General features: G+C 67.9%; 21 protein-coding genes and 1 pseudogene. 7 read left to right on the top strand and 15 right to left on the bottom strand.

What is annotated here, in order from left to right:
- Positions 1-7: 7 nt before the first annotated feature.
- Together FB547_RS06420 and FB547_RS06415 are read right to left on the bottom strand one after the other, a co-directional pair.
- Positions 8-667, bottom strand: coding sequence for a 2-hydroxychromene-2-carboxylate isomerase (locus tag FB547_RS06420; protein WP_145740633.1), 660 nt, complete (start codon positions 665-667; stop codon positions 8-10).
- A 17-nt stretch (positions 668-684) separates the two neighbouring features.
- Positions 685-1,062: an I78 family peptidase inhibitor gene (locus FB547_RS06415; RefSeq protein WP_225612800.1), complete on the bottom strand. Its 378-nt coding sequence runs from the start codon at positions 1,060-1,062 to the stop codon at positions 685-687.
- Between the two features lie 61 nt (positions 1,063-1,123).
- Between FB547_RS06415 and FB547_RS06410 the strand changes: the two genes are divergently transcribed.
- Positions 1,124-2,065, top strand: a complete 942-nt coding sequence (locus tag FB547_RS06410) for a LysR family transcriptional regulator (RefSeq protein ID WP_145740631.1) — start codon at positions 1,124-1,126, stop codon at positions 2,063-2,065.
- Here the strand turns inward: FB547_RS06410 and FB547_RS06405 are convergent.
- On the bottom strand, positions 2,028-4,160 hold the full coding sequence (locus tag FB547_RS06405; protein ID WP_145740629.1) for an alpha/beta hydrolase domain-containing protein: 2,133 nt from the start codon (positions 4,158-4,160) through the stop codon (positions 2,028-2,030). The two genes, FB547_RS06410 and FB547_RS06405, sit on opposite strands and share 38 nt — an antisense overlap.
- A 502-nt stretch (positions 4,161-4,662) precedes the next feature.
- On the opposite strand from FB547_RS06405, the gene FB547_RS06400 reads away from it, so the two are divergent.
- Genes FB547_RS06400 through FB547_RS06390 form a run of 3 tightly spaced genes read left to right on the top strand, consistent with a single transcriptional unit; the run spans position 4,663 to position 9,148 of the window.
- The gene (locus tag FB547_RS06400; protein WP_261380256.1) at positions 4,663-6,753 is read left to right on the top strand and encodes a type VI secretion system Vgr family protein; all 2,091 of its coding nucleotides are present in this window, start codon (positions 4,663-4,665) and stop codon (positions 6,751-6,753) included.
- Positions 6,753-7,817 (top strand): VRR-NUC domain-containing protein, encoded by a 1,065-nt coding sequence (locus tag FB547_RS06395; protein WP_145740627.1) that lies wholly within the window; start codon positions 6,753-6,755, stop codon positions 7,815-7,817. Before FB547_RS06400 ends, FB547_RS06395 begins: the two co-directional genes overlap by 1 nt.
- Before the next feature lie 8 nt (positions 7,818-7,825).
- A complete protein-coding gene (locus tag FB547_RS06390; RefSeq protein ID WP_145740625.1) occupies positions 7,826-9,148 on the top strand; it encodes a DUF3396 domain-containing protein in 1,323 nt (440 codons plus the stop codon).
- Between the two features lie 269 nt (positions 9,149-9,417).
- Here the strand turns inward: FB547_RS06390 and FB547_RS06385 are convergent, their stop codons facing one another.
- The 4 genes from FB547_RS06385 to FB547_RS06370 all read right to left on the bottom strand — a co-directional run bounded on the left by FB547_RS06385 (position 9,418) and on the right by FB547_RS06370 (position 11,679).
- Positions 9,418-9,708, bottom strand: coding sequence for a putative quinol monooxygenase (locus FB547_RS06385; RefSeq protein WP_145740623.1), 291 nt, complete (start codon positions 9,706-9,708; stop codon positions 9,418-9,420).
- 130 nt (positions 9,709-9,838) lie between these two features.
- Positions 9,839-10,792, bottom strand: coding sequence for an AraC family transcriptional regulator (locus tag FB547_RS06380; RefSeq protein ID WP_145740621.1), 954 nt, complete (start codon positions 10,790-10,792; stop codon positions 9,839-9,841).
- Complete coding sequence (locus FB547_RS06375; RefSeq protein WP_145740619.1) at positions 10,789-11,205, bottom strand: hypothetical protein; 417 nt, start codon at positions 11,203-11,205, stop codon at positions 10,789-10,791. The genes FB547_RS06380 and FB547_RS06375 overlap by 4 nt, the downstream gene beginning before the upstream one ends.
- 114 nt (positions 11,206-11,319) lie before the next feature.
- The gene (locus FB547_RS06370; RefSeq protein WP_145740618.1) at positions 11,320-11,679 is read right to left on the bottom strand and encodes a hypothetical protein; all 360 of its coding nucleotides are present in this window, start codon (positions 11,677-11,679) and stop codon (positions 11,320-11,322) included.
- A gap of 238 nt (positions 11,680-11,917) precedes the next feature.
- Between FB547_RS06370 and FB547_RS06365 the strand changes: the two genes are divergently transcribed.
- Complete coding sequence (locus FB547_RS06365; protein WP_261380234.1) at positions 11,918-12,910, top strand: alpha/beta hydrolase; 993 nt, start codon at positions 11,918-11,920, stop codon at positions 12,908-12,910.
- An 18-nt stretch (positions 12,911-12,928) separates the two neighbouring features.
- On the opposite strand, the gene FB547_RS06360 is transcribed toward FB547_RS06365, so the two are convergent.
- From FB547_RS06360 to FB547_RS06340, 5 genes are all read right to left on the bottom strand, one after another.
- Positions 12,929-15,295 (bottom strand): phosphocholine-specific phospholipase C, encoded by a 2,367-nt coding sequence (locus tag FB547_RS06360; protein WP_145740613.1) that lies wholly within the window; start codon positions 15,293-15,295, stop codon positions 12,929-12,931.
- Between the two features lie 43 nt (positions 15,296-15,338).
- Entirely contained in the window at positions 15,339-15,566 is a 228-nt protein-coding gene (locus FB547_RS06355; RefSeq protein WP_145740612.1) for a hypothetical protein, read from the bottom strand.
- Positions 15,567-15,671: 105 nt separating this feature from the next.
- Entirely contained in the window at positions 15,672-16,418 is a 747-nt protein-coding gene (locus FB547_RS06350) for a hypothetical protein (RefSeq protein ID WP_145740610.1), read from the bottom strand.
- 51 nt (positions 16,419-16,469) lie between these two features.
- A complete protein-coding gene (locus tag FB547_RS06345; RefSeq protein WP_145740608.1) occupies positions 16,470-16,754 on the bottom strand; it encodes a hypothetical protein in 285 nt (94 codons plus the stop codon).
- Positions 16,755-16,871: 117 nt separating this feature from the next.
- Positions 16,872-18,074, bottom strand: coding sequence for an amidohydrolase family protein (locus FB547_RS06340; protein WP_145740606.1), 1,203 nt, complete (start codon positions 18,072-18,074; stop codon positions 16,872-16,874).
- Between the two features lie 138 nt (positions 18,075-18,212).
- Between FB547_RS06340 and FB547_RS06335 the strand changes: the two genes are divergently transcribed.
- Positions 18,213-19,202 carry a DMT family transporter gene (locus tag FB547_RS06335; protein WP_261380233.1) on the top strand — a complete coding sequence of 330 codons (990 nt, stop codon included), beginning with the start codon at positions 18,213-18,215 and terminating at the stop codon, positions 19,200-19,202.
- Here FB547_RS06335 and FB547_RS06330 read toward each other — a convergent pair.
- From FB547_RS06330 to FB547_RS06320, 3 genes are all read right to left on the bottom strand, one after another.
- Complete coding sequence (locus FB547_RS06330) at positions 19,162-20,151, bottom strand: Bug family tripartite tricarboxylate transporter substrate binding protein (RefSeq protein WP_145740604.1); 990 nt, start codon at positions 20,149-20,151, stop codon at positions 19,162-19,164. The genes FB547_RS06335 and FB547_RS06330 overlap by 41 nt on opposite strands.
- A gap of 14 nt (positions 20,152-20,165) precedes the next feature.
- The gene (locus FB547_RS06325) at positions 20,166-21,233 is read right to left on the bottom strand and encodes an adenosine deaminase family protein (RefSeq protein WP_186454120.1); all 1,068 of its coding nucleotides are present in this window, start codon (positions 21,231-21,233) and stop codon (positions 20,166-20,168) included.
- A 91-nt stretch (positions 21,234-21,324) separates the two neighbouring features.
- Positions 21,325-22,275, bottom strand: a complete 951-nt coding sequence (locus FB547_RS06320; RefSeq protein WP_145740601.1) for a LysR family transcriptional regulator — start codon at positions 22,273-22,275, stop codon at positions 21,325-21,327.
- 172 nt (positions 22,276-22,447) lie between these two features.
- Here FB547_RS06320 and FB547_RS06315 point away from each other — a divergent pair.
- Positions 22,448-22,690: pseudogene (locus tag FB547_RS06315) on the top strand (hypothetical protein); the annotation flags it as partial.

The raw sequence follows: 22,690 nt of genomic DNA, 5'->3' as shown, positions 1-22,690 counted from the left end.
CGGGGGATTATCCGCCCGTGGAATGGCGGCGCCTGTCGAGCGCCCGGTCCAGAAAGGCCAGCCGGTCCTGGCCCCAGAAGCGCTCGCCGTCGAGCACGAAGGTCGGCGCGCCGAACACGCCGGCCTGGATGGCGTCGGCGCTGTTGGCGCGGTAGACCGCCAAGATCTCGGGCGCCTGCTCCAGCGCCTGCAGCGCCGCGCCGTCATAGCCGTTTTCCTCGGCCACTGCGATGCGCACCGCGGCCTCGGAGGTGTCGCGCTCTTCGGCCCAGAGCGCGCGCAGCAGCGCATGCGAAAGCGGCTGGGCATCGAGCCCCTGCAGCTGCGCGGCAATCACCATCCAGCCCGGGTACTTGTTCCAGTTCGGATCGACCGGCGCACCCTTGGGATAGTAGGCGGGCTCCAGGTTGAGCGGCATGCCGAGGTAGTCGCGCCAGCGCGCCAATTCGAGCGCGTGGTAGCTGCGGCGCGGCTCGGGCCGCGTCTTCAGCGGAATGCCGCCGGTCTGCGGCACCACGGCCTGGAAGTCGTAGGGCTTGAGCGTGAGCCGCACATGGTGGCGCCGCACGATGTCCTGCAGCTGCGGGCCGCCCAGGTAGGCCCAGGGCGAGGAAAGGCTGTAGTAGCAGTCGAGCGCGATGGCAGCGGGGGTCGGGTGGGTGGTCATCCCGGAATTATTGACTTTCAGCCGCAGCGCGCGGCAACCACCCTGCCCTGCGCATCGACGTCGACATTGAGCCGCGCCGGATCGGCCGGCGCCGGCAGCGGCGCGCCGGCGGCCGAGGTGCGCGCGGACTTGGAGCCAGTGCGCGTGCGCATCTGCTCCAGCAGCAGCGGATCGAGCGCCTGGCCGAGCGCATAGCGCGCCTGCGCGGCCTGGCAGGTTTCTTCTTTGGGCACGGTCACGAAGGTGGGCGGCGGCGGCGCCTCGGAGGTGAGCGGGCGGAATTCGGGCTGCGTCTCGCAGCCCGCCATGAACAGCGATGCAGCACAGACGGCGGCCGCCAGGATGCCGCGCGTACCAGGGAAAAAGATGAAACCGGGTCGAGGGAAGATGGGCATGGTGTGGTGTCTTGCTTCTTTCGGTGGATCGTAGCGTTGCCAGTGGTCAAATCCACCCGCCATGATCAACCTGAACCGTTTCGATCTCATCTCCCTGCGGCTTTTTGTCGCGGTCGTCGATGGCGGAAGCCTGACGGCGGGCGCAGACCGGTTCGGCGTATCGCTTCCGGCGGCCAGCAAGCGCATCACCGATCTCGAACAGCACTGCGGCATGGCGCTGCTGCAGCGCGGCCAGCGCGGCGTGACCGCCACGCCCGAAGGCCAGACCCTGCACCGGCACGCGATCGAGGTGATCGCGCGCCTGGAACAGCTCGTGCAGGCGGTCGACGATCTTCAGTCAGGTGCCACCGGCCACCTGCGGCTGTGCGCCAATCCCTCCGCTTTCGGCGGCTTCCTGCCGAGCGTGCTGGCCGAGTACGCCCGCCGCTATCCGCAGGTGGTGATCGACATGGAAGACGCCTTGAGCGAGGACGGAATCCGCGCCGTGCTCAAGGGCACGGCGGAGCTGGCCGTGATCGGCGACAACGTGCCGCACGAAGGCCTGGAAACCCTCGTCTGCAATGTCGACCAGCTGGTGCTGCTGGTGCCGGCGGGCCATGCGCTGGCCGGCCGGCAGAACGCCTCCATCGAGAACGTGCTCGACCACGACCTGGTCACGCTGGCACGCAGCGCATCGCTCACGCGCAAGGTGATGGCGGCGGCCGACGCGGTCAAGCGCACGCCGCGCATCCGGGTGCAGGTGCGCAGCTTCGATTCGATGTGCCGCATGGTCGCGTTCGGGCTCGGCCTGGCGATCCTGCCGCGCGCGGCTGCCGCGCTCTATGCCCAGGCCCTGGGTCTCGTGCAGGTCGGCCTCGAAGGCGTCGAGATGGAACGCGTGCTGCTGCTGGCCATGCGCAGCCGCGCGGAGCTCTCGACGCCGGCGGCCGCCCTGGTGGAAATGATCGAGGAAAGCGCGGCACCCTTCAGCGGAGCACGGCACTCTCCGAAGCCTGCCGGATAAGGCGGTCGCGGTCCGCAGGAAGGAGAAAACCCTCGGCGAACGCCTTCTCGGCAGCGGCGCGCACCGCGGCCACGTAGCCCTCGCGGCTGCCGTAGCGCTCCTCGAGCGACAGGCGCGGATCGCCATTCGCCACCCGCTCGGCACGCGTGCGGGCGAACGGCACATAGCCGCCGACGTAGTTGCACACCTTGCCGCGGTGGAAGCCCTCGGCGGTGACGTTGAAGCCCAGGTAGGTGCCCAGCGGCGCCATCACGAGCACCGTGGGGACGCCGTCGATCTCGTTGCCGTCGGCGTCGACCTTCGGAACTTTCATCGGAATCACCTTCTTGATGGACGGCGGCACCTGGGTGGGCACGCCGGAGGCTTCCGCATGATTGAATTGCGGCCCCCAGTCGTAGTCGAACACCGGAAACGCAAAGTTCTGCGGCAGGAAGATCGAGTCCGGAATGCCGGGCACGCCGCTCGGAAAGCCCATCGCCTTCTTGTTGGCGTCGACCAGCGTCCGGGCCGCGAGCGTCGGCCAGCGGCTGGGCGGCGGCGGTGTGCCGTTCAGCACCCAGTCGCGCATGACAGGGCGCAGCACGTTGGTGATTTCCGTGTGCGGCACCGGGTTGGCCGCCAAGGTGCCGCGGCCGAAGTTGTTGCCGGGACAGGTGGGGCCGGTGGCGGCCGCGGGCATGTGCGTGAAGCCGCCCGCGCCGCCGCCGTGGTGACTGCCCGGCACGTAGTAGCGCCGCACGTTGCGCGGCAGCGGAATGTCCGCGTCGCCGGCCGTGCCGATCCACTCGGGCGTCAGCTTCAGTGCATACACCTCGGCCGATCCGAAATGCTCGATCACCTTCGGGCAGGTGTCGTTGGCGCTGCAGCGCGAGAAGATGCTGCCGGTGGGCTGCTTGCGCACCGGGTCCGGCCAGTCCACCCACCACTGCGGGCCTTCGCTGCCCTGCTGAAAGAGTTCCAGCACGCCGTCCGGCTGGGCCCAGCGCGAGTTGGCCGCCACCCGGCGGCCCGCGATGATCGGCCAGGCGCCGTCGTAGACCTTGCGGTTGCGCTCGTCCTGGTTCAGGCCCATGAAGATGAACTGCCGCACCATGTTCCCGGACTGCGACACACCGCGCACCGCCGTGCCCTTGACGAAGCCTCCCACCGGATTGCGCGTGCCGAAGTCGTCCGCCGTCTCGTAGCGGAAGAAGGTGCCCACGTCGCGGAACGCCGCCATGCCCACGCCCAATACGTAGGCGTTCTGGGCCGGATACACCACCTGGTACAGCAGCTTGGCATCGAAGCCGTTGCGCAGGCAGATGTGCACCGGCAGGTTGCCGGGCGCATTGGCGGGGTTGATGTCGATCGGCGTGCCGGGAAACGGGTTGCCGGCATCGCATCTGGCAAAGGCCCAGTCGCCCGCGGCGATGGCCGGCCCCTCGGTGACGACGCCATCGACGGTTTCCTTGATGTGCGTCTTCAGCGTTGCCTGGGCCGTGTCCAGCGTGGCCGGAAGGTAGGGCACGGGGTTGGTCTGCACCATCAGCGGCTGGGAGCCCGCGCCGCCGCGGTTGACGATGCGCGCGAACACCGTGCCTGTGACAGCCACGCCGTTCAGCTTGGCGATGGGTGCCGCCACCCAGTGATTGGTACCCTCGGCCCGATTGGCGGGAATGCCCGTGTTGCCGGCGTTGTCCGCCTGCCAGCCGCTGCGCAGGCCGACATCGCCCAGTTCGCGCTCCTCCACGGCGATGGTGCCGGCGCCGCCGCGGTTGGGCACGTCGTGCCAGAGGAAGCCACTCGCGCGGCTCATGTCGACCGGCTTCACCAGATTGAAGGTGGTTTCATACCGCACCTTGCCGTCGGCGTCCGCGCCGAGCTGGATGTCGGTGATGACGCTGTTGTGCGGATCGTTCGGATCGAGCTCGCCGAAGGCGCGGCCGCGGACCTGCTCGTATGGAATCGACTGCCCAGCGAGAGGCGCGACGCTGTCGATCACGATGCGGGTGACGCGGGCCTCGGCCGGTGCACCGGCGGCGATTGCCACCGCGGCCATCGCCGCCGCGAACCAGTGCAGGCGCGGCTGGCGCCCAGTCGGGCTTCTCGGGTGCATGCTGTCTCCTGTCTTTTTCTTGCGCGGATCCGACGGCGTCGGCGCTGTGCATCCTCACGATTCGAGGGCATGCCGACAATTCGCGTCTTGTTTAGCCGGTCTTAACCGATGGTTAAGGACGCTTCCTTCAGGACTGTTCCGCCCAAAAAAGAACCCGCCGAAGCGGGTTGAGAGGTAGCCAAAAAAACCTTCATTGAAGGGTTCAGGGAGAACAGAGCGTCAAAGACTCTTTGAATGGATTGGCTACCGGGACGGAATCTAGCAGAGCGGCTGTCCATCGGACACCGATACGCGCCCGCGGCACACGGCGATGTGCATTGCTTCACGAATTGCGCATCTGCGTTCGCGATGACTACTTTGGGCTGCTTCCGGGCCTGCAACAGCGGCTTACATAATCTCCCAACAAAACGGCCCCCCAGCCTCTGAGGGCGGCCAGGGAGCTTTCATGTCAATGTTCGATCGCGCGAGCCCGTTCGCCCGCGCCCGTGGTTCGTCCGCGTCCATGAGAAGGCGCGTCATCCTGCACTCGCGCCTGGGCGATGCCTTGCAGTTCCATCGGCTGGCGGGACGCGAGGCGCTCAGCCAGGCCTATGCCTTCGACCTCGAGCTGCTGGGCAGCAGCAATGCCATCGATGCGAAGGCCCTGCTCGGCAAGACGGCCACCGTCGTGATGGAAACCGAGAGCGGCGCCCCGCGCTACCTGGCCGGCCTTGTCACCCGCTTCGGCCTGTCGCACGAAGACGACCGCCAGGCCTTCTACGGCATGCGGCTGCGCCCCTGGCTCTGGCTGGCCACGCGCCGCTCCGACTTCCGCATCTTCCAGGACCAGACCGTCCCCGAGATCGTTGCGGCCGTGCTGGGCCGCTACGGCCACCCGATGGAGCAGAAGCTCCACCGCAGCTACCGCCCCTGGACCTACTGCGTGCAGTACCACGAGGACGACTTTTCCTTCGTGTCCCGCCTGTGCGAGCAAGGCATCTACTACCACTTTCGCCACGAGGCCCAGCCCACGAGCTACGCCTGGCGCCCGCAACGCAGCACGCCCAAGCCCCGCACCCGCGGCCCGCAGACGGCGATGGTGGTGGGCCCCGCGGGCGAGGAGATCTGGACCGACCGCTACGGCCGCATCAAGGTGCAGTTCCACTGGGACCGGCTGGGCCAGCACAACGAGCATTCGAGCTGCTGGGTGCGCGTGTCCACATCCTGGGCCGGTGCCACTTTCGGCGCGGCCGCCTTGCCGCGCATCGGGCAGGAGGTGATCGTCGATTTCCTGAGCGGCGACCCCGACCACCCGATCGTCACCGGCCGGGTGCACAACGCCGACGAGATGCCCGCTTGGGCCCTGCCCAGCCAGAAGCAGCTCACGGGCATTCGCAGCCGCGAGTTGGGCGGCGGACGCAGCAACCACCTGGCGCTCGATGATTCCAGCGGCAAGGTGCAGGCCCAGCTCAAGAGCGACCACCAGAGCTCCAGCCTGAGCCTGGGCCACGTCGGGCGCATCGAGGACACGGCCGGGCGCAAGGACGACCGGGGCCAGGGCTTCGAGCTGCGCACCGACGGGCACGGGGCGGTGAGATCGGCCAAGGGCCTGCTGCTGAGCACCGAGGCGCGCGCCAATGCGCAGGGCCACATCACCGACATGCGCGAGACGGTGGCGCGGCTCACGCAGGGGCGCGACCTGCACGAGAGCCTGGCGCAGGTGGCGCAGCAGGCCCAGGCGCACGAGGCGGGCGACCAGGACGAGGTGGCCCGGGCGCTGAAGGCGCAGAACGACGCGATCAAGGGAAGCGGCGGCAGGCCGGGCCAGGGCGAGTTCCCGGAGTTCCAGGAGCCGCACCTGACCTTGGCGAGCCCCGCGGGCATCCAGGCCACCACGGCCGCGAGCACCCACCTCGTGAGCGTGGAACACACGGCCCTCACGAGCGGCGCGCACACCAGCGTGGCCACGGGCAACAGCTTCCTGGTGAGCGCCAAGGATGCGGTGCGCATGGTGGCCTTCAACAACGGCATCCGCATGGCGGCGGCGGCGGCGGACATCGACCTCACGGCGCTCAGGGACAGCATCAACGCGCTGGCCAAGCTGGACATCAAGATGGAGGCCAACCGGATCACCATCACGGCGAAGGAAGAGGTGCTCGTCAACGGCGGCTCCAGCTACACGCGCTGGACCGCCGGCGGCATCGAGAGCGGCACCCTCGGCCTGTGGCGCGCGCATGCGGCTTCGCATTCGATGGTGGGGCCGAAGAGCGTGCCGGTGCCGTCGATCGAGCTGAAGCTGCCCAATCTCGACCTGGGTCCGTACAAGGCCGACTACCAACTCTTCAAGACCGACAACCGCCCCTTCGAGGGCTACGCCTACGAAATCCATGACCAGCAGCGCAAGTTGCTGGAAAGTGGCGATACGTCCAAGGCCGGCCAGACCCGCCTGGTCAATAGCGAGATGGCCATCGGTCTGAAGGGCTACAAGTCGATCATGCGCGAGAGCGAGCGAGTGACGGAGAACTGGTCGTCCGTGCTGGAGGCCAGGGCCGGACAAGCCGAAGCCCGTAGCGCGCCGGCACCAGGCAGCGCTCCTGGAGGCGAGGCCGCGTAATGCCGGTACCCGCCATCGTCTGGGGCGTGCTCGAGCTGATCGCCCTCGCCATCACGGTTCATGAATTGGGCGAGCTGGCCGAAGAACTGTACGAAGGGGTCGAAAAATACGGCAAGGACATCGGCAAGGCCAAGGAGGAGATTCGCAAGGTCATCCAGAGCATCCAGGACGAGATCGCGCAGAAGATCGAGGAGAAGGAGGAAGTCGCGATCCTGCTGGCCCTCGAGGCCACCGACCCGCAGGGGCAGAACACGCGCAAGGCCGCCGGCCGCGGCGCCACGGATGCCACCATCAATGCGGCCATCGAGCAGAAGATTCCATTCCGCGATGCCATCACCCAGGTATGCGCCGCGGCCGACCGCATGCCGGTGCTGAGCCTTCGGAAAAAGAAGGGCGTATCGATCAAGGATCTGCCCAGGGCCAAGCGCAAGATCATCGAGGAACTGTTGTCGATGTCGGTCGAGCAATTGACCGATGTGGAACTCGAGGCGTTCTTCGTGATCAGGCTGAAGCAGCTGGCGGTCAACCTGTTGTTCGAGTTCGTGGACGAGTGCCTGAGCTGGGCCAGCCCGTTGAAATGCGAGGTGAACTTCGGACCGCCGCCATCCTTCGACGATCATCCCGTGGAAGAGGCCACCAAGCTGCAGCGGCTGGGGAAAATCAATCCGTTCTATCCCAGCCCGTTCCAGTACCGCAAGGGCAGCATCGCGGCCGACCTCATGATCTCGGAGTACCGGCATCAACGGCCGGACAAGGGCAACATCTTCGCTATTGTGGAGATCAAGTTCCCGGGGGATCGGATTGAGAAGAAGCAGTTCCAAGCTTATGACCGCTTGCTCAAGCACGCAGCAAAGGTCAACACGGCCCGGGCCTCCCTCACGTTCCAAGGTAAGCCCGTGACTTCGGGCGGAAGGCTGTCGCTATTTCGGTACCCGGAGGACATCGCGGTACACGAGGCGAAGAAGGAAACCGATAAGTCAGGCGAGAACGAGAAGAAGGAAGTACCTTCAAAGCAGCAGGATCGAAGAACACCGGGCGGTCGCGGCCACCACGGCAAGAAGTGAGGAATCTAATGAGTACGGCCAAATTGTTTCTGGACCCTGAAGAGATCGAGGAATTTATTCGCGAGAGCAAGGTCGCGCCGCAGTGGTTCTATGGCGACAAAGGGCGTGAATTGGGTATCTGTCCCTATGTGACCTTCTATGTTTACCACCAGCCTGAGGATTACATGTCGGTGGCAAACAAGTTCATCGACATCTGGGAGTGCTTTGAGCAGATCATGGACAACCCCTTCGAGAGGGTGTTCAAGTCGCGCACGCAGGTTTGGCTCAAAGCAGGGGACAAGCGGCTTCCGACAGACCTTCGGGCCGAAGCCAAGCACCACCAAGAAGAGTTTGAAACCTTCTATTTGATGGCGACCGACATGGAGTCGCCCGATGCATCGCCACTGTGGTCCTACTCCGCACGTGTGGACCACGTACCTCAACAGTGCTACAGCACGCTCAAACTGATTTTCTGCTACGACTGGTACCAGGACGGTAATGAAACACGGTGGAGCGACTTCGTGCTCGATTGCATCAAGTCAGTTCGGCCCGAGCAGGCGTACATGGGTTACGAGGTGGGCAACGGCGACCTTGGCGTAATGGGATCTTATGAGTCTGATGTGCTGGAGCGCATCTGCGCCGATTACTTCTACGGCCTGGACATCGATCATCCATCCAAGATGGGCTACCAATATCACGACAAGATTCATGAAGGGTTTGTGAATCCGACTGACCTTGGCGCTGGTTTGCGCCCTCCGACGTGGTGTTTCATGCTCTCGCCCGTATGGCAACGCAAGCTGGGCAAGCCCGAGCATCAGATCCGTGTCGAACTGGCCGACCCGCGCATCAAGATCACCTCGGTCCCCTACCCGCGGGACAAGCTCAACCCTGACGGCGCCAACGGCCTCTGGATCGAGTTGGGCGACCTCGACCTGTACCCGGTGGAAGACGGCGTGCCCGATGTGCTGGCCAAAGCCAACCGCCTGATTCGCCCGATCCGCTGCGACGAGCTGAACCTGAACACGCTCGATCCCTGGGACGGCGACCCGAATCCCCGTTTCGGCTACGAGAGCTCGTTGCGCTGGATGCGTCGCTTCGACGATGACAGCGACTGGCCCAGCGCGGAACAGCGCCGCAAGCCCTCGCCCGATGAAGGCCGGACCGCCACCTCGAAAAGAAAGCCGCTCATCCCCGGCGGCGAACCCTGCCCACAGGCCGGCTGGTGGTTCACCCCGGCCCAGCTGGACAGCCGGCGCTACTTCGACAAGGGCGAGATCATGCCCATCATCAAGCACAGCTCCTTCGGCGACACGAACTGGCAACAGACAAGCGATCCCAGGGACGACAAGTGATGGACCAGCCAGTGGAGGGGACGCCGTTCGCGTTGGCGGTGAGGCAGTTGGAACGAAGGCCGCATCAAGCCAGCGCGCCTGCGTCGCGGCGGCACACCGTCTGGTGCCGAACAGGTTGCGGTGAGGTCGTGGAGTGCGGGCCACTTGGTTGGTGGCCATGCTGCAGCCAACAATGCTGGGCGGCATGGAAGGAATCCGAGGAGAACGCAGGCACTCACCCGAGCAACACCCCAAGATAAGGCACATCGCTCCTGCCCCGGCGCACCGCATCAAAGTTCGTTGCAATAGCAGCTGACGGGCTCGCGAGCCAACTCGGCCGCCATCGCGTCCCATGCGCCGGACGACACCACGCCCGCGATATGCGCCTGATGATGGCGGCGCGATTCCCACGACTCGACCAGCGTGAACGCGCAGGCGTTGTCGCCGTGCCCGAACAGCCGCACACCGCGGCAGCCGTCCACCGATGGCAGCGACTGCTTGACCTGCTGCATGAGTTCGGCGAACGCGGATGCGCGCTCGGGCTTGGCTTCGAAAGTGATGATGAGGCTGATCGGGTCCATGGAGATTCTTTGTCTTTGGCTTGAAGGATTAGGGAGACGGCAGGTTAGCCAGCGCCCTTCCCCGCGCCAAGGCGCGAAGCTGCGAACAAATTGACCATGGCTGCGAAGCTTGCCGCAGCCCTCTTTCCCATCAACCCGACTGCACGCGCCGCACGTATTCCGCAGGCGTCGCCTCGAACCGCCTGCGGAACGCACGGTTGAAATGCGCCGCGCTCTCGAATCCCACCTTCGCAGCCGCATCGCCGGGCCGCAGGCCGGCGCCCAGCATCAGCACGCGCGCTTCTTCGAGGCGAAGGTCGCGGATGCAGCGCATCGGCGTAACACCCGCCACTTCGCGAAAACTGTGCGCAAAGTGCGAAGGGCTCATGTGCACGTGGCCGGCGATCTCGGCCACCGACAGCGGCCGGTCCAGATGGCGGCGCATGAAGGCGATGGCCGCCTGTATGCGTGCGCCAGCCCTGGTGACAGCGCCCGCGCTGCGGATGGCGGCTGCGGCTTCCGAACGCAGCAGCCGCAGCACGATCTCTTCGACGGACAGCGGCGCGAGCGTGCGGCGCTCCACCGGGTCGTCGGCCGCCAGCAGCAGGCGGGCGAAGGCGTCGATCACCTCCGGCGCCACCGGCGCCGTGAAGTTCTCGGTCACGCGCGCGGGCTCTGCCGCCAGCGCGCCGCTTTCCGCGAGCGCGACAAAAGACTTGACCAGCACGTCGGGCGGCAGGTCGAGATGAATCGCGAGGTAGGGCGCTTCGGCGCTCGCTGCGACGACCGTACCGAGGCACGCGGCCTCGGCCCCGAGCACCAGGCACTGCGCGGCGCCGTAGTCGAGCGAACGGCGGTGGCCACCAAGGTGCACCGTCTTGCGGCCCTGCAAAACCACCACCACGCCCGGCGTGAGGCGCTGGGTTTTCTCGTAGCGGGCCGGGCGCGAGAAGCGGTAGCAGCGCAGCCCCGGATACAGCGCATCGGTGCGCCCGTCCACGGGGGTTCGCGCTGCGACCATGTCGCGCAGGCGGGCCCATGCGGCGGAATTGGCGGCGGGATTGGCGGTCTGGCTGGTGTCGTCGAGAACCTGCGGGACCTTCACGCGGAGTGCGCCAGTTGCAAGCCGCCCTTGCCGTCGGGAAGCCAAACCTCCGCGCCGTCCGAGCTCGCATTGAAGAACCCGACCCCGTGTTTCGCGGCAACGGCGACAACGGCGTCATAGGCCGCTTCAGCCTTCGACCACGCGAATGCTGCATAGATCACTTCCCGCCCGACGCTGTAGTCGGTCACGACGGCGTCGTCCTCCGGAAACTCTTCGGACGAAAACGGGCCATTCATGGCGGGGTAGGACTGGATCATTTCCAGGAACCAAGCCCTCAACGCAGGCGTGCTCACATCCGGGTTGTCGTAGGAATGCCCTTCCGCCCATTCGGCATGGCCTTCATACCACTCGAGAAATGCGGCCCGGTCCCTGGGCGCGGCTTCCACTGCAAACACCATCAAGTCATAGCTCATGCGACTGCCTCCTCATGGTTCGGAACCTGACTGTAGCTTCCGCGAATGACAAGCGGTGCAGAAAGGCACCCGGATCGCCCCGCAGGTTCAGCTCGCATCGCGTAGGGGCCGTGCTCAGGGATCGTTGGCTTCCGATGCGGCGGCACCCGCTTCGGCGGCGCTCGCAATCGCGTCGCAGGCAGCCCTGAGGGCGGCCGCGACCTCTTGCGGCCCATGGCGCAATTCGGCGATATCGCGCTCCCCAACGCAGTAGCCGTCAAGGCGCACGTAGATGCGCTTGAAGTCGCCACCGAGTGCGCGCGCCACGTCGAGCAGGCAGTCGGCGAGCGTCGAGAAGCCGCCGTTGCTGTACGAGCTGGGCGGGATGACACCCTTCGAACGCGGCGCGCGAACGGAATAAGCGTACGACGCAGCCTCTTTCCGCAGCTCCACCACGGGCTGCAGGCCGCATTGAACATCCCTTGCGCTTCTCATGGCCGCAGTGTAAGTGCCTCCCCGATGACGCGCGGCCCGCCAACCCTCGTGCCCGCCTGGGATGGATACGACTTTTTCGTTTTCCAGCTACCCCGAAGAGCGCTGCAGCCACGGCTTCCCGTGGCATCCTGAAAAAGTCCGCATCGGGCCGGCGCTTTTTTTCCTTGGCGCGACGCCCCTGATGCGCCTCTTCAAGCCACCAGGTTCGAGGAAAACTCCGATGCAGCTTGGGCAAAGGATGCGTGCGTTCGTAGGGGCCGGAAGCTGGGCGCTCGCGCTCGGAATGTGGAGCTGCGGCGGAGGTGGCGGAGGTGGCGGAGGCGGCGGAGGCGGCGGTGGCGCCTTCGTGCCGGTCGCGCCGGTAGCGCCGGTAGCGCCGGTGGCCACCGTTGCACCGCCGCCCGATACGCCGGCCACGCCGCCGCCCCCCGATGCGCCGGCCGCGCCGCCCGAGCCTGCGCCAGCGCCCGCACCGGTACCCGAGCCCCCCGCGACGCCCGCCGAATCGCCGCCCGCCGCCAGCCGCGTCGTTTCCGACACCATCACCTCGGCCAAGACAGGCGCAACCTACGCGCTCGAGATCTACCTGCCGGCCTCCTACGACGGCAGCTCGGCGGCCTATCCCGTCATCTACGCAATGGACGCCGACGGGGTCTTCAATCCGCCCAACACGCGGTTTTCAGACCTCAGGAACATCCTCGAGCAGCACCGCACCGAAGCGATCCTGGTCGGCATCGGCGGCTCGGCGCGCCGCGAGCAAGACTACACGATGCCGGGCGCCGTGCCGTACCACGACTTCCTCGCGCTCGAACTGGTGCCGTTCGTCGAGTCGAAGTACCGCGCCGACGCAGGGCAGCGCCTGCTGACCGGGCTGTCGCTGAGCGGGAGCATGGCCGGCATCGCGCTGTTCCTCGAGGGGGCGGCAGGCAGCCTGGTGTTCTCGCACTTCCTGGCGTTCGAAGCCGCGTTCGACTTCCAGACGGCCGAGTACGAAGACCTCGAGCAGCGAATGCACGATGCGCTGGGCGACCGGCCCTTGCCGGCAACGCTGGTTCTCACGCGCTGCGACAAGCCGGTCGAGTGCAACTTCGAACCTGTGGGCCGAATGCACGCGCGGCTTCTGGCCCGAGGCTACCCGGGCCTGTCGATCACCGAGACCACCTACTCGACGACGCACACCGAGACCGACATTCCGTCGTTCGCCGATGCGATCGCCAGGCTGCTGCCGTAGCAGCAGCCCGCTGCCGGGTCAGAAGCGGTCCTGCAGGCCCATGGCCGGATCGCTCACCGAATGCCGCCCGGTCTCGATGCGGCCGGCCAGGCGGCGGTAGAAGGAAGGATCGGCATCGCAGGTCACGACGAAGTCGTACCACTGGCCGCTCGCGTCCAGGCTCCAGCGCATGCCGGTTTCGCCGCCGCCCTTGACGCGGATGCTCCACGAGCCGTCGGGGTTGTGGCCGTAGGTGCCCTTGTCGTCGCTGCCATGTCCGTCGTTGCCGCGCCCGTTGCTGCCGTTGCGGTCCCTGCCGCCAGCCTGGTAGGCGTCGGGACGCGGGTAGGCCTTGTTGGGCCGCACGGTGAAGCGGCAGTCGCGCCGGCCATCGTTGCGCATCTGCAGGTAGAGGTCGCCGCGGCGCGCGTCGTAGCCTACGCGGATCTCGGGCGCGGGCGCGCTGCCGGCGCGCAGCCGGTTCAGGTCGCCCTTGAACTGGCGGTGAAAGCCGTTGGGGCCGAGCACCCACAGGTCGTACAGACCGGCATCGTCGGCCATGGCGCTCCAGTAACCGTCGAGCTGCTTGCCGGGCTCCACCACGTAGCGGCGCGGCAGGCGGTCCGACAGGTGCAGCTTGTCGTAGACGTGGAACACGGCGGCGGCCCGGCCGCTGTTGGCGAACAGCAGCTGGACGCGGCCGTTGAGCGCATCGCTGCGCGCACTGGCGTGCAGCTCGTAAGGCAGCGCGCGCGAGGGGCGCACGCCGGTGGCCTGCACCGGCAGGTCGGCGTCGGCCGCCGGGACGATCTTCGGCAGCGCCTCCTGCGCAGCGGTCAGCGCATCGGCCTCGGCCTTGGTCTTGCGGCCGGCCAGCGTGGGCAGCGGTTCGTCGTTGGGGCGCTCGAAGTTGAAGGCGCTCGTGAGGTCGCTGCAGACGGCGCGGCGGTACTTGCTGATCTGCGGCTCGGCCACGCCGAAGCACTTCTCCAAAAACATGAGCGTGGAGGTGTGGTCGCAGACCTGCGAGTTGACCCAGCCGCCGCGGCTCCAGGGCGAGACCACCCACATCGGCACGCGCGGGCCGGGGCCGTAGGGGCGGCCGTCCATGGCGGGCTGCTTGGGCGTGGCCGGCGTGTGGTTGTGGTACTCGACGGCCGTGTCGGCCTCGGCCAGCGTGGTGGCGCCGGCCAGCGAGCCGTCGGGGTTGCGCGAGGGCACCGCGGGCGACGGCAGGTGGTCGAAGAAGCCGTCGTTCTCGTCGAAGTTGATGAGCAGCACGGTCTTGCTCCAGACCTCGGGGTTGGAGGTCAGCGCGTCCAGCACTTCCTGCACGTACCAGCCGCCCTTGGCCGGGCTCGATGGTCCGGGGTGCTCGCTGTAGGCCGACGGCGAAATGATCCACGACACCGCAGGCAAGGTGCCGTTGCGGATGTCCTCGCGGAAGGTTTCGAGAAAGCCCTGCGGCATGGTGTTGCCGAAGCCCTTGGCGAGCGGGCTGAGCGCATCGTCGATGGCCGGGTCATAGAACGGCCCGGCCGCGGTGACCGGCTGCGTGATGTCGGTCGCGGGAACGTAGACGGGGCGGCGCGCCGCCGGCATCTGCTCGATGGCGGTGCGCCAGTGGCGAAAGCTCATCATCTCGTTGCAGCCGAAGTTGTCGATCAGGCTCTGGTAGACCTTCCATTTCACACCGGCCTTCTCGAGCCGGTCGGCATAGGTGGTCCAGGTCCAGCCTTCGGTGGATGCGCCGATGTCGTTGCCCGCGTTGAACTGGTTGTTGAGCACCGCGAGCTGCACCTTGCTGCCGTCGGCGGGGCTGATGCCGTTCGGGCCATTGGTGCCGCTCCAGTAGAACAGGCGATTCGCGATGGTGCCGGTGTGCATGCCGCAGTGGTAGTGGTCGCACAGCGTGAAGGCCTCGGCCAGCGCGCGCTGGAACGGCACCTCGGCGGTGTCGTAGTAGCCCATCGACAGCAGGTTCTTGACGTCGGGCCACTTGAACATGCGGCCATGGTCCCATGCGGCCTGCGAGTCGGACCAGCCGTGCGGCGTGCTGCCCGCGCGCTGCGCGTTGCCCTTGCTTTCGTCGAGCCGGTAGGGCGTGTAGGTGCTGGGCGGCGTGGTCTTGGTGTAGGTCTGGTGGAAGATGGTCTTGCCGTTGGGTGCCGGCACGGCAAAGCGGTCGCCGTAGCCGCGCACGCCCTTGAAGGTGCCGAAATAGCTGTCGAAGGAGCGGTTCTCCTGCATCAGCAGCACGACGTGCTTGACGTCCTTGATGGTGCCGGTCTCATGGTGCGCGGGGATGGCCAGCGCGCGGCGGATGCTGGGTGGGAAAGTGGCCAGCGTGGCGGCGGCAATGCCGGAGCCGGTCGCGGTCTGGAGAAACTTGCGGCGTGTGGTCATGGGGGTTTGTTCTTGGTCTTGGGAATGCCGGGACGCGATGGCGTCAGGGCGCGTAGCTCACGCTGGGCTCGTTGCCCGCGCCGGGCGAGGCTGCATCGGTCTTGCCGGCCGTGCCTGCAGGGGTCGGGTCCGAGCCAGGCGCATTGCCCGACGTGGCAGCAGCGCCGCTGAAGCCCCCGCCGCCTCCACCATCACCGCCGCCGCAGGCGGTCAATGCAAGGGCCAGTACCGACAGCGCGAGCGGCGCGCGCAGGATGAATCGTGGATGCATGGATGGAGGCACTCCTTTTTTCTCGAGGCGGTTGGAGGGCCTCCAGCCTAAGAAAGAGCTGTGACACCGCGATGTAGCGGCGATGACGGCGTGCCTGCCTGTCGCTCAGCCGGGGCGCCGCCACCGGCCGGAATCCGGGCACAGGCTGGCCGGCTCGCCATTGACGCGGACCTGCTCGTCTGCGAGCTGCGATGCGGTTCGCGCGTCGATGTCGAAGGCAATGCGAAGCGCGCGCCCGACATGCACATCCTCGATCGGAAGCTCCCAACTCAGGAACACCTGGGTGCAGTCGCGCCCGGGAGCGAAGCGGGCCGCGTCGAAGCCGCTGCTGCCACGCTCGACGACGGCGTGCGGCTGGCCGGTGTCGAACATCAGGACCGTGCCGCGGGCGAGCGGAATCCGGTGGCCCGTCAACGGAAAGTGCACATCCAGTTCCTTGTCTTCGCAGAGGAACAGATTGCAGAAGGCCGCGGCGCCGTATTGCGCGCCGTCATGGTGGTAGCTGGCGCCGCGGCAGGCCATGAGGGCGACTTCGCTGGAGGCAAGGAGCGCTTCGGGCACGCCGATGGCGCGGGTCCAGTCGGACATGGCCTGCACGCAGCGCCGGTAGTCCGGCCAGCGCGCACGCGCACGCGCCAGGGGCAAGGGCTCGACATCGCCGGGCTCCAGCGCCAGCCGCGAGGAAACCTCGCGCTCCCAATCCGCAACCAGGCGCGCGGGAGGCGCAGGCACATCGACCCTGCCCGACAGCACCACATCGCTCACGCTGCGGCTGCGCATGGCATCGCCGCTCAGGAAGTAGGAAACGAGGTGGTCTTCTCGCACGCGATGCGGTGGAGGGGGAAGGCTCATCCGCAGCAGTGTAGTGAGGCGGGTTCTGGTTGCCCGCCTTCGCCGGCGGCGTCAGGGCCTGGGCGTGGGCTCCCGCTTCGCATAGGCCAGCGCGGCGAGCAGGCCCAGGCCCGCCATGGCCGCGGCACCCCAGGCCACCGCGGGGCTGCACAGGATGCGGCCGAGCGACGAGCGTTGTCCGCTGCCTGTTCCGATGCCCGTGGCGGCCTGCTCGAGCGGCGTGAGCGGCCGCGCGGTGTTCGGATTTTCTTCGCCCTGGAGGACGGCCTGGGAAATTTCCAGCGGCGTCAGTTCATCGGCAATGGGTCCGGACAGCAAATTGTCGTTGGCGCGCATGGAAAGCCTTTCGTTCGAGGATTGAATCTGCGGCGAAGCCTCTCCCGGCTTCGGGCGGGCGCTCTACAGCCGGCAGCGGGCCTTTGCGTAGGCCGAGGGCGCACATGGCGGTGCGGGCTACAAGGACACCACCTCGGCCTGCAGCACGCCGCTGCGCGCCACGACACGGCCGCCCGCCACCACCAGCCTGCGCACCGGCCGCGAGACCACGGCCTGCGCCGGTGTCTGCGCATCGACCAGCACCAGGTCGGCACGGCAGCCGGCCTCCAGGCCATAGGCCTCGAAGCCGCAGCCGCGCGCGCCGGCGTGGGTGACGGTGTCGAGCGCCACGTCGATCTCGTCGTCGCGGCGCAGGTTGTAGCGCATGCCGATCAGCATCGCGCGCTCCAGCATGTCGGGTTTGCCGTAGGGCGACCAGGTGTCGCGGATGCCGTCGTTGCCGCCGAGCACCGTCACGCCGGCCTTGCGGCAGGCCATGAGCGGCGGCACGTTGCGCGATGGCGGCGCGCTGGTGACCAGCACCACGCCGAGCCTGGCCATGCGCGCGAGCAGCACGTCGCGCTCGCGCTCGCCCAGGTCGCCCAGGCAGAAGCCGTGGCTCACCGCGACCTTGCCCTGCATGCCCAGCGCCTCGGTGCGCTGCAGGATCAGCTCGAGCGAGAACGCACCCATGGCACCGGGCTCGTGCAGGTGGATGTCGAGCGGGCGCTGGTGCCTGTCGGCGATGCCGAACAGCACATCGAGCGAGCGCACCGGGTCGCGGTCGATCGCGCAGGGGTCGAGGCCGCCCAGCACATCGGCACCCTGCACGAGCGCCTGCGCGAGCAGTTCGGCCGTGCCCGGCCGGCCCAGCAGGCCGGACTGCGGGAACGCGACGATCTGGATCTGCTGCACGTCGCACAGGGCTTGCCGCGTGCGCAGCGTGCCTTCGAGATGGCGCAGGCCCGCCTGCGTGTCGACGTCCACATGCGTGCGCAGCCGCGTGGTGCCGAGCGCGAGGAAAGCCTTGGCCAGCACCAGCGACTGCGCGGCCGCGTCGTGTCCGCTCGCATGACGGAAGGCGCGCTCGTTCTCGATCTTGTCGATGAGATTGGCGCCGACCTCGTTGCGGTACCAGTCCATGCCCCACAGCGTCTTGTCGAGATGGGTGTGGCCTTCGACCAGGCCGGGCAGCAGCAGCGCGCCGCCGCCCTCCTCGACGGCGGCATCGGCGGGCGCAGGAAGCGCGGCGCCGGTTTCTGCGATGCGGCCATCGCGCACCAGCACATCGACGGGGGAAGCACCCATGGGGCGCACATTGCGGATCAGGAGCGAAGGCATAGGGAGTCGGTCGTGCGTTGAATGCAAAGAGATCGGGGCCGTGCGCAGCGTACCCAGATTCGGGCCCGCGGTCATCACGCGCACGTTTCGTTGCAGGCCGAAGTGTCCGTCCCGCGAACTCTCGATGATCTGCGCATCATGCCAACGACCACACTCGCTGCAGCCGCCGCCAAGCCGCCACCCCGCATCGCCTTCGAATGGATGCTGCTCGCGGTACTCGCCACCTGCTGGGGCGCCTCGTACACCTTCATCAAGATCGGCGTGCAGACGCTGCCGCCCGTGACGCTGATCGCGGCGCGCACCCTGATCGCCGGCTTGCTGCTGCTCGGGCTGCTGCGCCTGCGCGGCGTGCGGCTGCCGCGGGAGCCTGCGATGTGGCGCCGCTTCGCGCTGCAGGCCTGCCTCAACAGCGTGCTGCCTTTCACGCTCATCGCGTGGGCGGAGCGCAGCGTGGACGCCGGGCTCGCAACCATCCTCAACTCGACCTCGCCGATCTTCATCTTCCTGCTGGGCCTGGGCATGGGCGGTGCGGAGAAGCCGACGCTGCGCCGGCTCTTCGGCGTGGCGGCGGGCCTCGCGGGCATCTGCCTGATCGTCGGCTTCGAGGCGCTGCACGGCCTCGGGCATTCGCTGCTCGCGCAGCTCGGGCTGGTGGCGGCGGCCGTCTGCTATGGCTGCGCGGCGATGTTCGGCCGCGTGTTCAAGGGACTCGACCCGATGGTGCCGGCCGGGGGCTCGCTGCTCTGCGGTGCGGCGATGCTGCTGCCCGCGAGCCTCGCGATCGACCGGCCGTGGACGCTGGCGCCTTCGGCCGCGTCGATGGCCGCCGTGCTCGCGCTCGCGGTGCTCTCCACGGCCCTCGCCTTCACGATCTACTTCCGGCTGATCAAGACGCTCGGGCCGATGTCGACCGCCGCGCAAGCGTACCTGCGCGTGCCCGTCGGCGTGATGATCGGCGTGGCGTTCCTCGGCGAGGTGCTCTCGCCCACCGCGTGGGCCGGGCTCGCATGCATCGTGGCGGGCGTGGTCGCGATGACGGTGCCCGCGCGCAGCGCCATGGCGAGAATCGGCGGCTCACGCCCCGCTTCTACTCGGCCCGGATGTTCCCCTTCGCGACGATCGCGCTGAACTTCGCCGCCTCGCCCTGGAGGAAGTCGGCGAACTCCTTCGGCCCGGCTCCCAGCGGCGTGACGCCGCCGTCCTCGAAGTTCTTCCGTACGCCCGGGTTCGCGAGCACCTGTGCCAGTGCGCTGTGCAGTTGCGCGACGATCCGGGGCGGCGTCCCCTTGGGCGCGAAGATGCCCTGCCACACGGACACCTCGGCGCCGCGCCAGGCCGGCACGCCTGCGAGAGGCAACGCTTCGGGCATGGCGGCCGATGCCTTGTCCGACATCACGCCATACACGCGCAGCTTGCCCGAGCGCGCCTGCTGGATCACCATCGACAGGGGCAGCACCGCGAGGTCGAGCTGGTTGCCGCTCAGGTCGCTGACAATCTGCACGCCCGCGCGGTAGGGCACGTGGACCATGTCCACACCGCCCTGCTGCTTCAGCAGTTCACCGCCCAGGTGCAGCGAGGTGCCGACGCCGGAACTCGCATAGCTGAACTTCCCGGGCGCCGACTTCAGCTCGGCATAGAGCGCCTCGGCCGTCTTCGGCTGCAGTGCGGGCTTGCCCACCAGTGCCAGTGGCTGGGAGCCGAGCAGGGTGACGGGCACGAGGTCCGCGAGGCCGTCGTAGCGCACGGTGGAAGGCGTCACCATCTTCGCGATCACGACCGTGCTCTCGACCGACAGCAGCAGGGTGTAGCCATCGGGCTTCGCGCGCACTGCCTTCTCGGTGCCGATGACGCCGCCGGCACCCGAGACGTTCTCGATCACCACCGGCTGCCCCAGGCGGGCCGACAGCTCGGGACCGATCCAGCGCGCCATGACGTCGACGTTGCCGCCGGCGCCGTAGGGCACGATCAGGGTGATCGGGCGCGCGGGCCAGGCGGGCTCGGCGATGGCGGCGGTGGCGCATGAGGCGAAGGCCAGTGCGGCAAGCAATGCGCGGCGGCGTGCGATGTCGAGGTACATGGTGTGTCGTGCTTTCAGTCGCGGTTTGTTTCCAGCGAAGCGGCTTGCTCGCCCTGCTCCCGCTCGAGCTCGGCGATCTCCCGCTCGAACTCCTCGCGCAAGCTCCGCTTGGCGAAATCGTCGAGCCAGCAGGCGTCCACGCCCGCGAGGCTGAAGGCACGCGCCTGCGGCCAGCCCCAACCGCAGCCCTCGAGCACGGTGGCGTAGGTGTGCGTCAGGTCGGTGTGAAACATGGCGGGATCGTCCGTGTTGAGGCTGACCGGCAGGCCCGCCTCGACCATGCGCTTCACGCTGTCGAGACGCCGCCGCTGGTTGCGCACCACGCTCGTGATGCCGCAGACGCAGAACCAGATGCCGCGATCGCGCGCGCGTTGCAAGTCGCCTTCGCCGGCGAGCAGGTTGTAGCCGTGGTCGAGCCGCTCGCAGCCCAGCAGGCGGATGCAGTCGTCCACGTTGGAAGGCGGCGCCTCGTCGAGCGTCTGGTTGTCCTCGCACACGTGGGCGGTGCGCTTCAGGCCGGCCCGGCCGGCGCGCCCGAACAGGGCGGCGAACTTCGCCGGGGGGCCTGCGCCCTCGGGGCCGTCGAGGCCCACGCCGACCACGAGGTCCGAGCGCAGTCCGAGGATGTCGTCCATCGCGCGTTCGGCGCTGTCGAGCGGAAGGCCGCGGTCGAAGGAGGCGATCAGCAGGCCCGAGCAGCCGAAGTCGCGGCGCGCGGCGTGCAGGCCGGCGGCCAGCCCTTCGATTTGCACGCGATACGGCACGCCGGCAGGCATGAAGTACTGCGGGTTGAACGACAGCTCGACATGGCGCGCGTTGCTGCCGCGCGCCGCATCCTCCACGGCCTTGTAGGCCACGCGCTCGAAGTCGGCGCTGGTGCGCACCGCCTGCGCGGCGATGCGCAGCACGTCGATGAAGTCGTAGAAGTCGCGATAGGCATAGAGCGTCTCGACCGGGCGCGGCAGCGGCAGGTCGTACCGGCGCGCCAGCGCGGCCAGCGTGGCCGGACGCAGCGTGCCGGCCATGTGGAAGTGAAGATCGGTCTTCGGCAGGCGGGCGAGCAGGTCTGGGCGTACCGGCACGGAAGAGGAAAGGTTCGGCATGGGCGGAAACGATAGCGACGCCCCCGCCCGCGCCCAGCACAGCGCTGTGCAGCGGGTTATGACAGCGCCGTCATGACCTCGGCCGATGCGCCAGCTCGCGCGCGGCCGCGGTCAGTTCGCCGCGCAGCCAGCGCATGGCCTGGTTCTTGTGCGTGCGCTCGTGCCACACGAGGCGGTAGCGGTGCGGCTTGATCTTTGCGGGGAACGGCACGATCGCCAGCGGATACTGCCGCGCGAAGTCCTCGGCCAGCAGGCGGCCGGTGGTGAAGACGAGGTCGGTGCGTGCAAGGATGGCCGGTGCCACGCCGAGGAACTGGGTGTGCATCGCCGTACGGACCGACACGCCGAGTTCAGCGAGCTGCGCGTCGATGATGGTGCCCTGCCCCGGCACGTGCTCGAGCGAGGACAGGTGCCGCGCCTTGCGGTAGTCCTCGAGGGTCATCGGCGCCTTCGCCAGCGGATGGCCTTCGCGCATCAGGCAGACCATCGGCTCGGTCAGCAGGCTCGCGGCGCGCAGGTGCCCGGGCAGCTCGGGCCAGATGGTGATGACCATGTCGACCTCGCCGTCCGCGAGCTGGCGGTAGTGCTCGAAGCGCGAGCCCAGGCCGCGGATGACCACGTCGCACTCGGGCGCCTGCCGCGCCACCCGCTCGGCGATGTCGGCAAAGAACTGCCGCGGCAGGAAGTCGTAGGTTGCGATGCGGAAGCTCTGGCGCAGTTCGTGCGGCGCGACGGGCCCGGCCTCGGCAGTGAGCAGCGACATGTCGGAGAGGATGCGCCGCGTGGGCGCAGCCAGCGCCTGCGCGCGCTCGGTGAGCACCATGCGGTTGCCCACGCGCACCAGCAGTTCGTCGCCGGTGAGCTGGCGCAGCACCTTGAGGTGGCGGCTCAGCGCAGACTGCGCGACGCCCAGCTTTGCCGCGGCCTGCGACACGCTGGCCTCGCTCAGCAGCGCATGGAGCGAGCGCAGCAGCGACTCGTCCAGTCGGCGGTCGTGGTCGCCAGTTTCGAGCAGGGACATGGTGTTTGCGGAAGGTTGACGTTGCCTGGGCGGGACGCGCGCGGCGAAGCGATCCGGATTCTGCACGCACACCGCATCTGCAGTTTTTTTGCGCAGCGGCCCTCAGTCTTTACACGGCTTTGATACGCGCCCTCCTACGCTTTCGCTCTCCATTCATCCCCGAGTCCTCCCGATGCAAAGATCGATCCGCGCCGCCTCCTCGGTGCTCGCCCTTCCCGTTCTGATCGCCGCCGTTCTCGTGCTGCCCGGCGCGGCCCTCGCGCAACCAGCCGCCGATGCGCCCGCACCTGCGGCTTCCCCGCTGACCACCAATATCTCCGTGACCAGCAACTACAAGTTCCGCGGTCAGGACCAGGACATGATCGGGAAGAACGACTACGCCAAGACCAAGGGCTTCAAGCCCGCCATCCAGGGC

Source organism: Variovorax beijingensis, from assembly GCF_007828835.1.
In the GTDB taxonomy this organism is placed as follows: Bacteria; Pseudomonadota; Gammaproteobacteria; order Burkholderiales; family Burkholderiaceae_C; genus Variovorax; species Variovorax beijingensis_A.
This window is presented reverse-complemented; position numbering and strand designations above follow the sequence as displayed.

What these genes read in the sequence shown, in the direction of transcription:
- FB547_RS06390 (WP_145740625.1), top strand. Translation starts at nt 7,826, where the DNA reads ATGAGTACGGCCAAATTGTTTCTGGACCCTGAAGAGATCGAGGAATTT.
- FB547_RS06410 (WP_145740631.1), top strand. Translation starts at nt 1,124, where the DNA reads ATGATCAACCTGAACCGTTTCGATCTCATCTCCCTGCGGCTTTTTGTC.
- FB547_RS06335 (WP_261380233.1), top strand. Translation starts at nt 18,213, where the DNA reads ATGCCAACGACCACACTCGCTGCAGCCGCCGCCAAGCCGCCACCCCGC.
- FB547_RS06340 (WP_145740606.1), bottom strand. Translation starts at nt 18,074, where the DNA reads ATGCCTTCGCTCCTGATCCGCAATGTGCGCCCCATGGGTGCTTCCCCC.
- FB547_RS06355 (WP_145740612.1), bottom strand. Translation starts at nt 15,566, where the DNA reads ATGCATCCACGATTCATCCTGCGCGCGCCGCTCGCGCTGTCGGTACTG.
- FB547_RS06395 (WP_145740627.1), top strand. Translation starts at nt 6,753, where the DNA reads ATGCCGGTACCCGCCATCGTCTGGGGCGTGCTCGAGCTGATCGCCCTC.
- FB547_RS06350 (WP_145740610.1), bottom strand. Translation starts at nt 16,418, where the DNA reads ATGAGCCTTCCCCCTCCACCGCATCGCGTGCGAGAAGACCACCTCGTT.
- FB547_RS06375 (WP_145740619.1), bottom strand. Translation starts at nt 11,205, where the DNA reads ATGAGCTATGACTTGATGGTGTTTGCAGTGGAAGCCGCGCCCAGGGAC.
- FB547_RS06405 (WP_145740629.1), bottom strand. Translation starts at nt 4,160, where the DNA reads ATGCACCCGAGAAGCCCGACTGGGCGCCAGCCGCGCCTGCACTGGTTC.
- FB547_RS06370 (WP_145740618.1), bottom strand. Translation starts at nt 11,679, where the DNA reads ATGAGAAGCGCAAGGGATGTTCAATGCGGCCTGCAGCCCGTGGTGGAG.
- FB547_RS06320 (WP_145740601.1), bottom strand. Translation starts at nt 22,275, where the DNA reads ATGTCCCTGCTCGAAACTGGCGACCACGACCGCCGACTGGACGAGTCG.
- FB547_RS06365 (WP_261380234.1), top strand. Translation starts at nt 11,918, where the DNA reads ATGCGTGCGTTCGTAGGGGCCGGAAGCTGGGCGCTCGCGCTCGGAATG.
- FB547_RS06330 (WP_145740604.1), bottom strand. Translation starts at nt 20,151, where the DNA reads ATGTACCTCGACATCGCACGCCGCCGCGCATTGCTTGCCGCACTGGCC.
- FB547_RS06415 (WP_225612800.1), bottom strand. Translation starts at nt 1,062, where the DNA reads ATGCCCATCTTCCCTCGACCCGGTTTCATCTTTTTCCCTGGTACGCGC.
- FB547_RS06400 (WP_261380256.1), top strand. Translation starts at nt 4,663, where the DNA reads ATGAGAAGGCGCGTCATCCTGCACTCGCGCCTGGGCGATGCCTTGCAG.
- FB547_RS06360 (WP_145740613.1), bottom strand. Translation starts at nt 15,295, where the DNA reads ATGACCACACGCCGCAAGTTTCTCCAGACCGCGACCGGCTCCGGCATT.
- FB547_RS06420 (WP_145740633.1), bottom strand. Translation starts at nt 667, where the DNA reads ATGACCACCCACCCGACCCCCGCTGCCATCGCGCTCGACTGCTACTAC.
- FB547_RS06385 (WP_145740623.1), bottom strand. Translation starts at nt 9,708, where the DNA reads ATGGACCCGATCAGCCTCATCATCACTTTCGAAGCCAAGCCCGAGCGC.
- FB547_RS06345 (WP_145740608.1), bottom strand. Translation starts at nt 16,754, where the DNA reads ATGCGCGCCAACGACAATTTGCTGTCCGGACCCATTGCCGATGAACTG.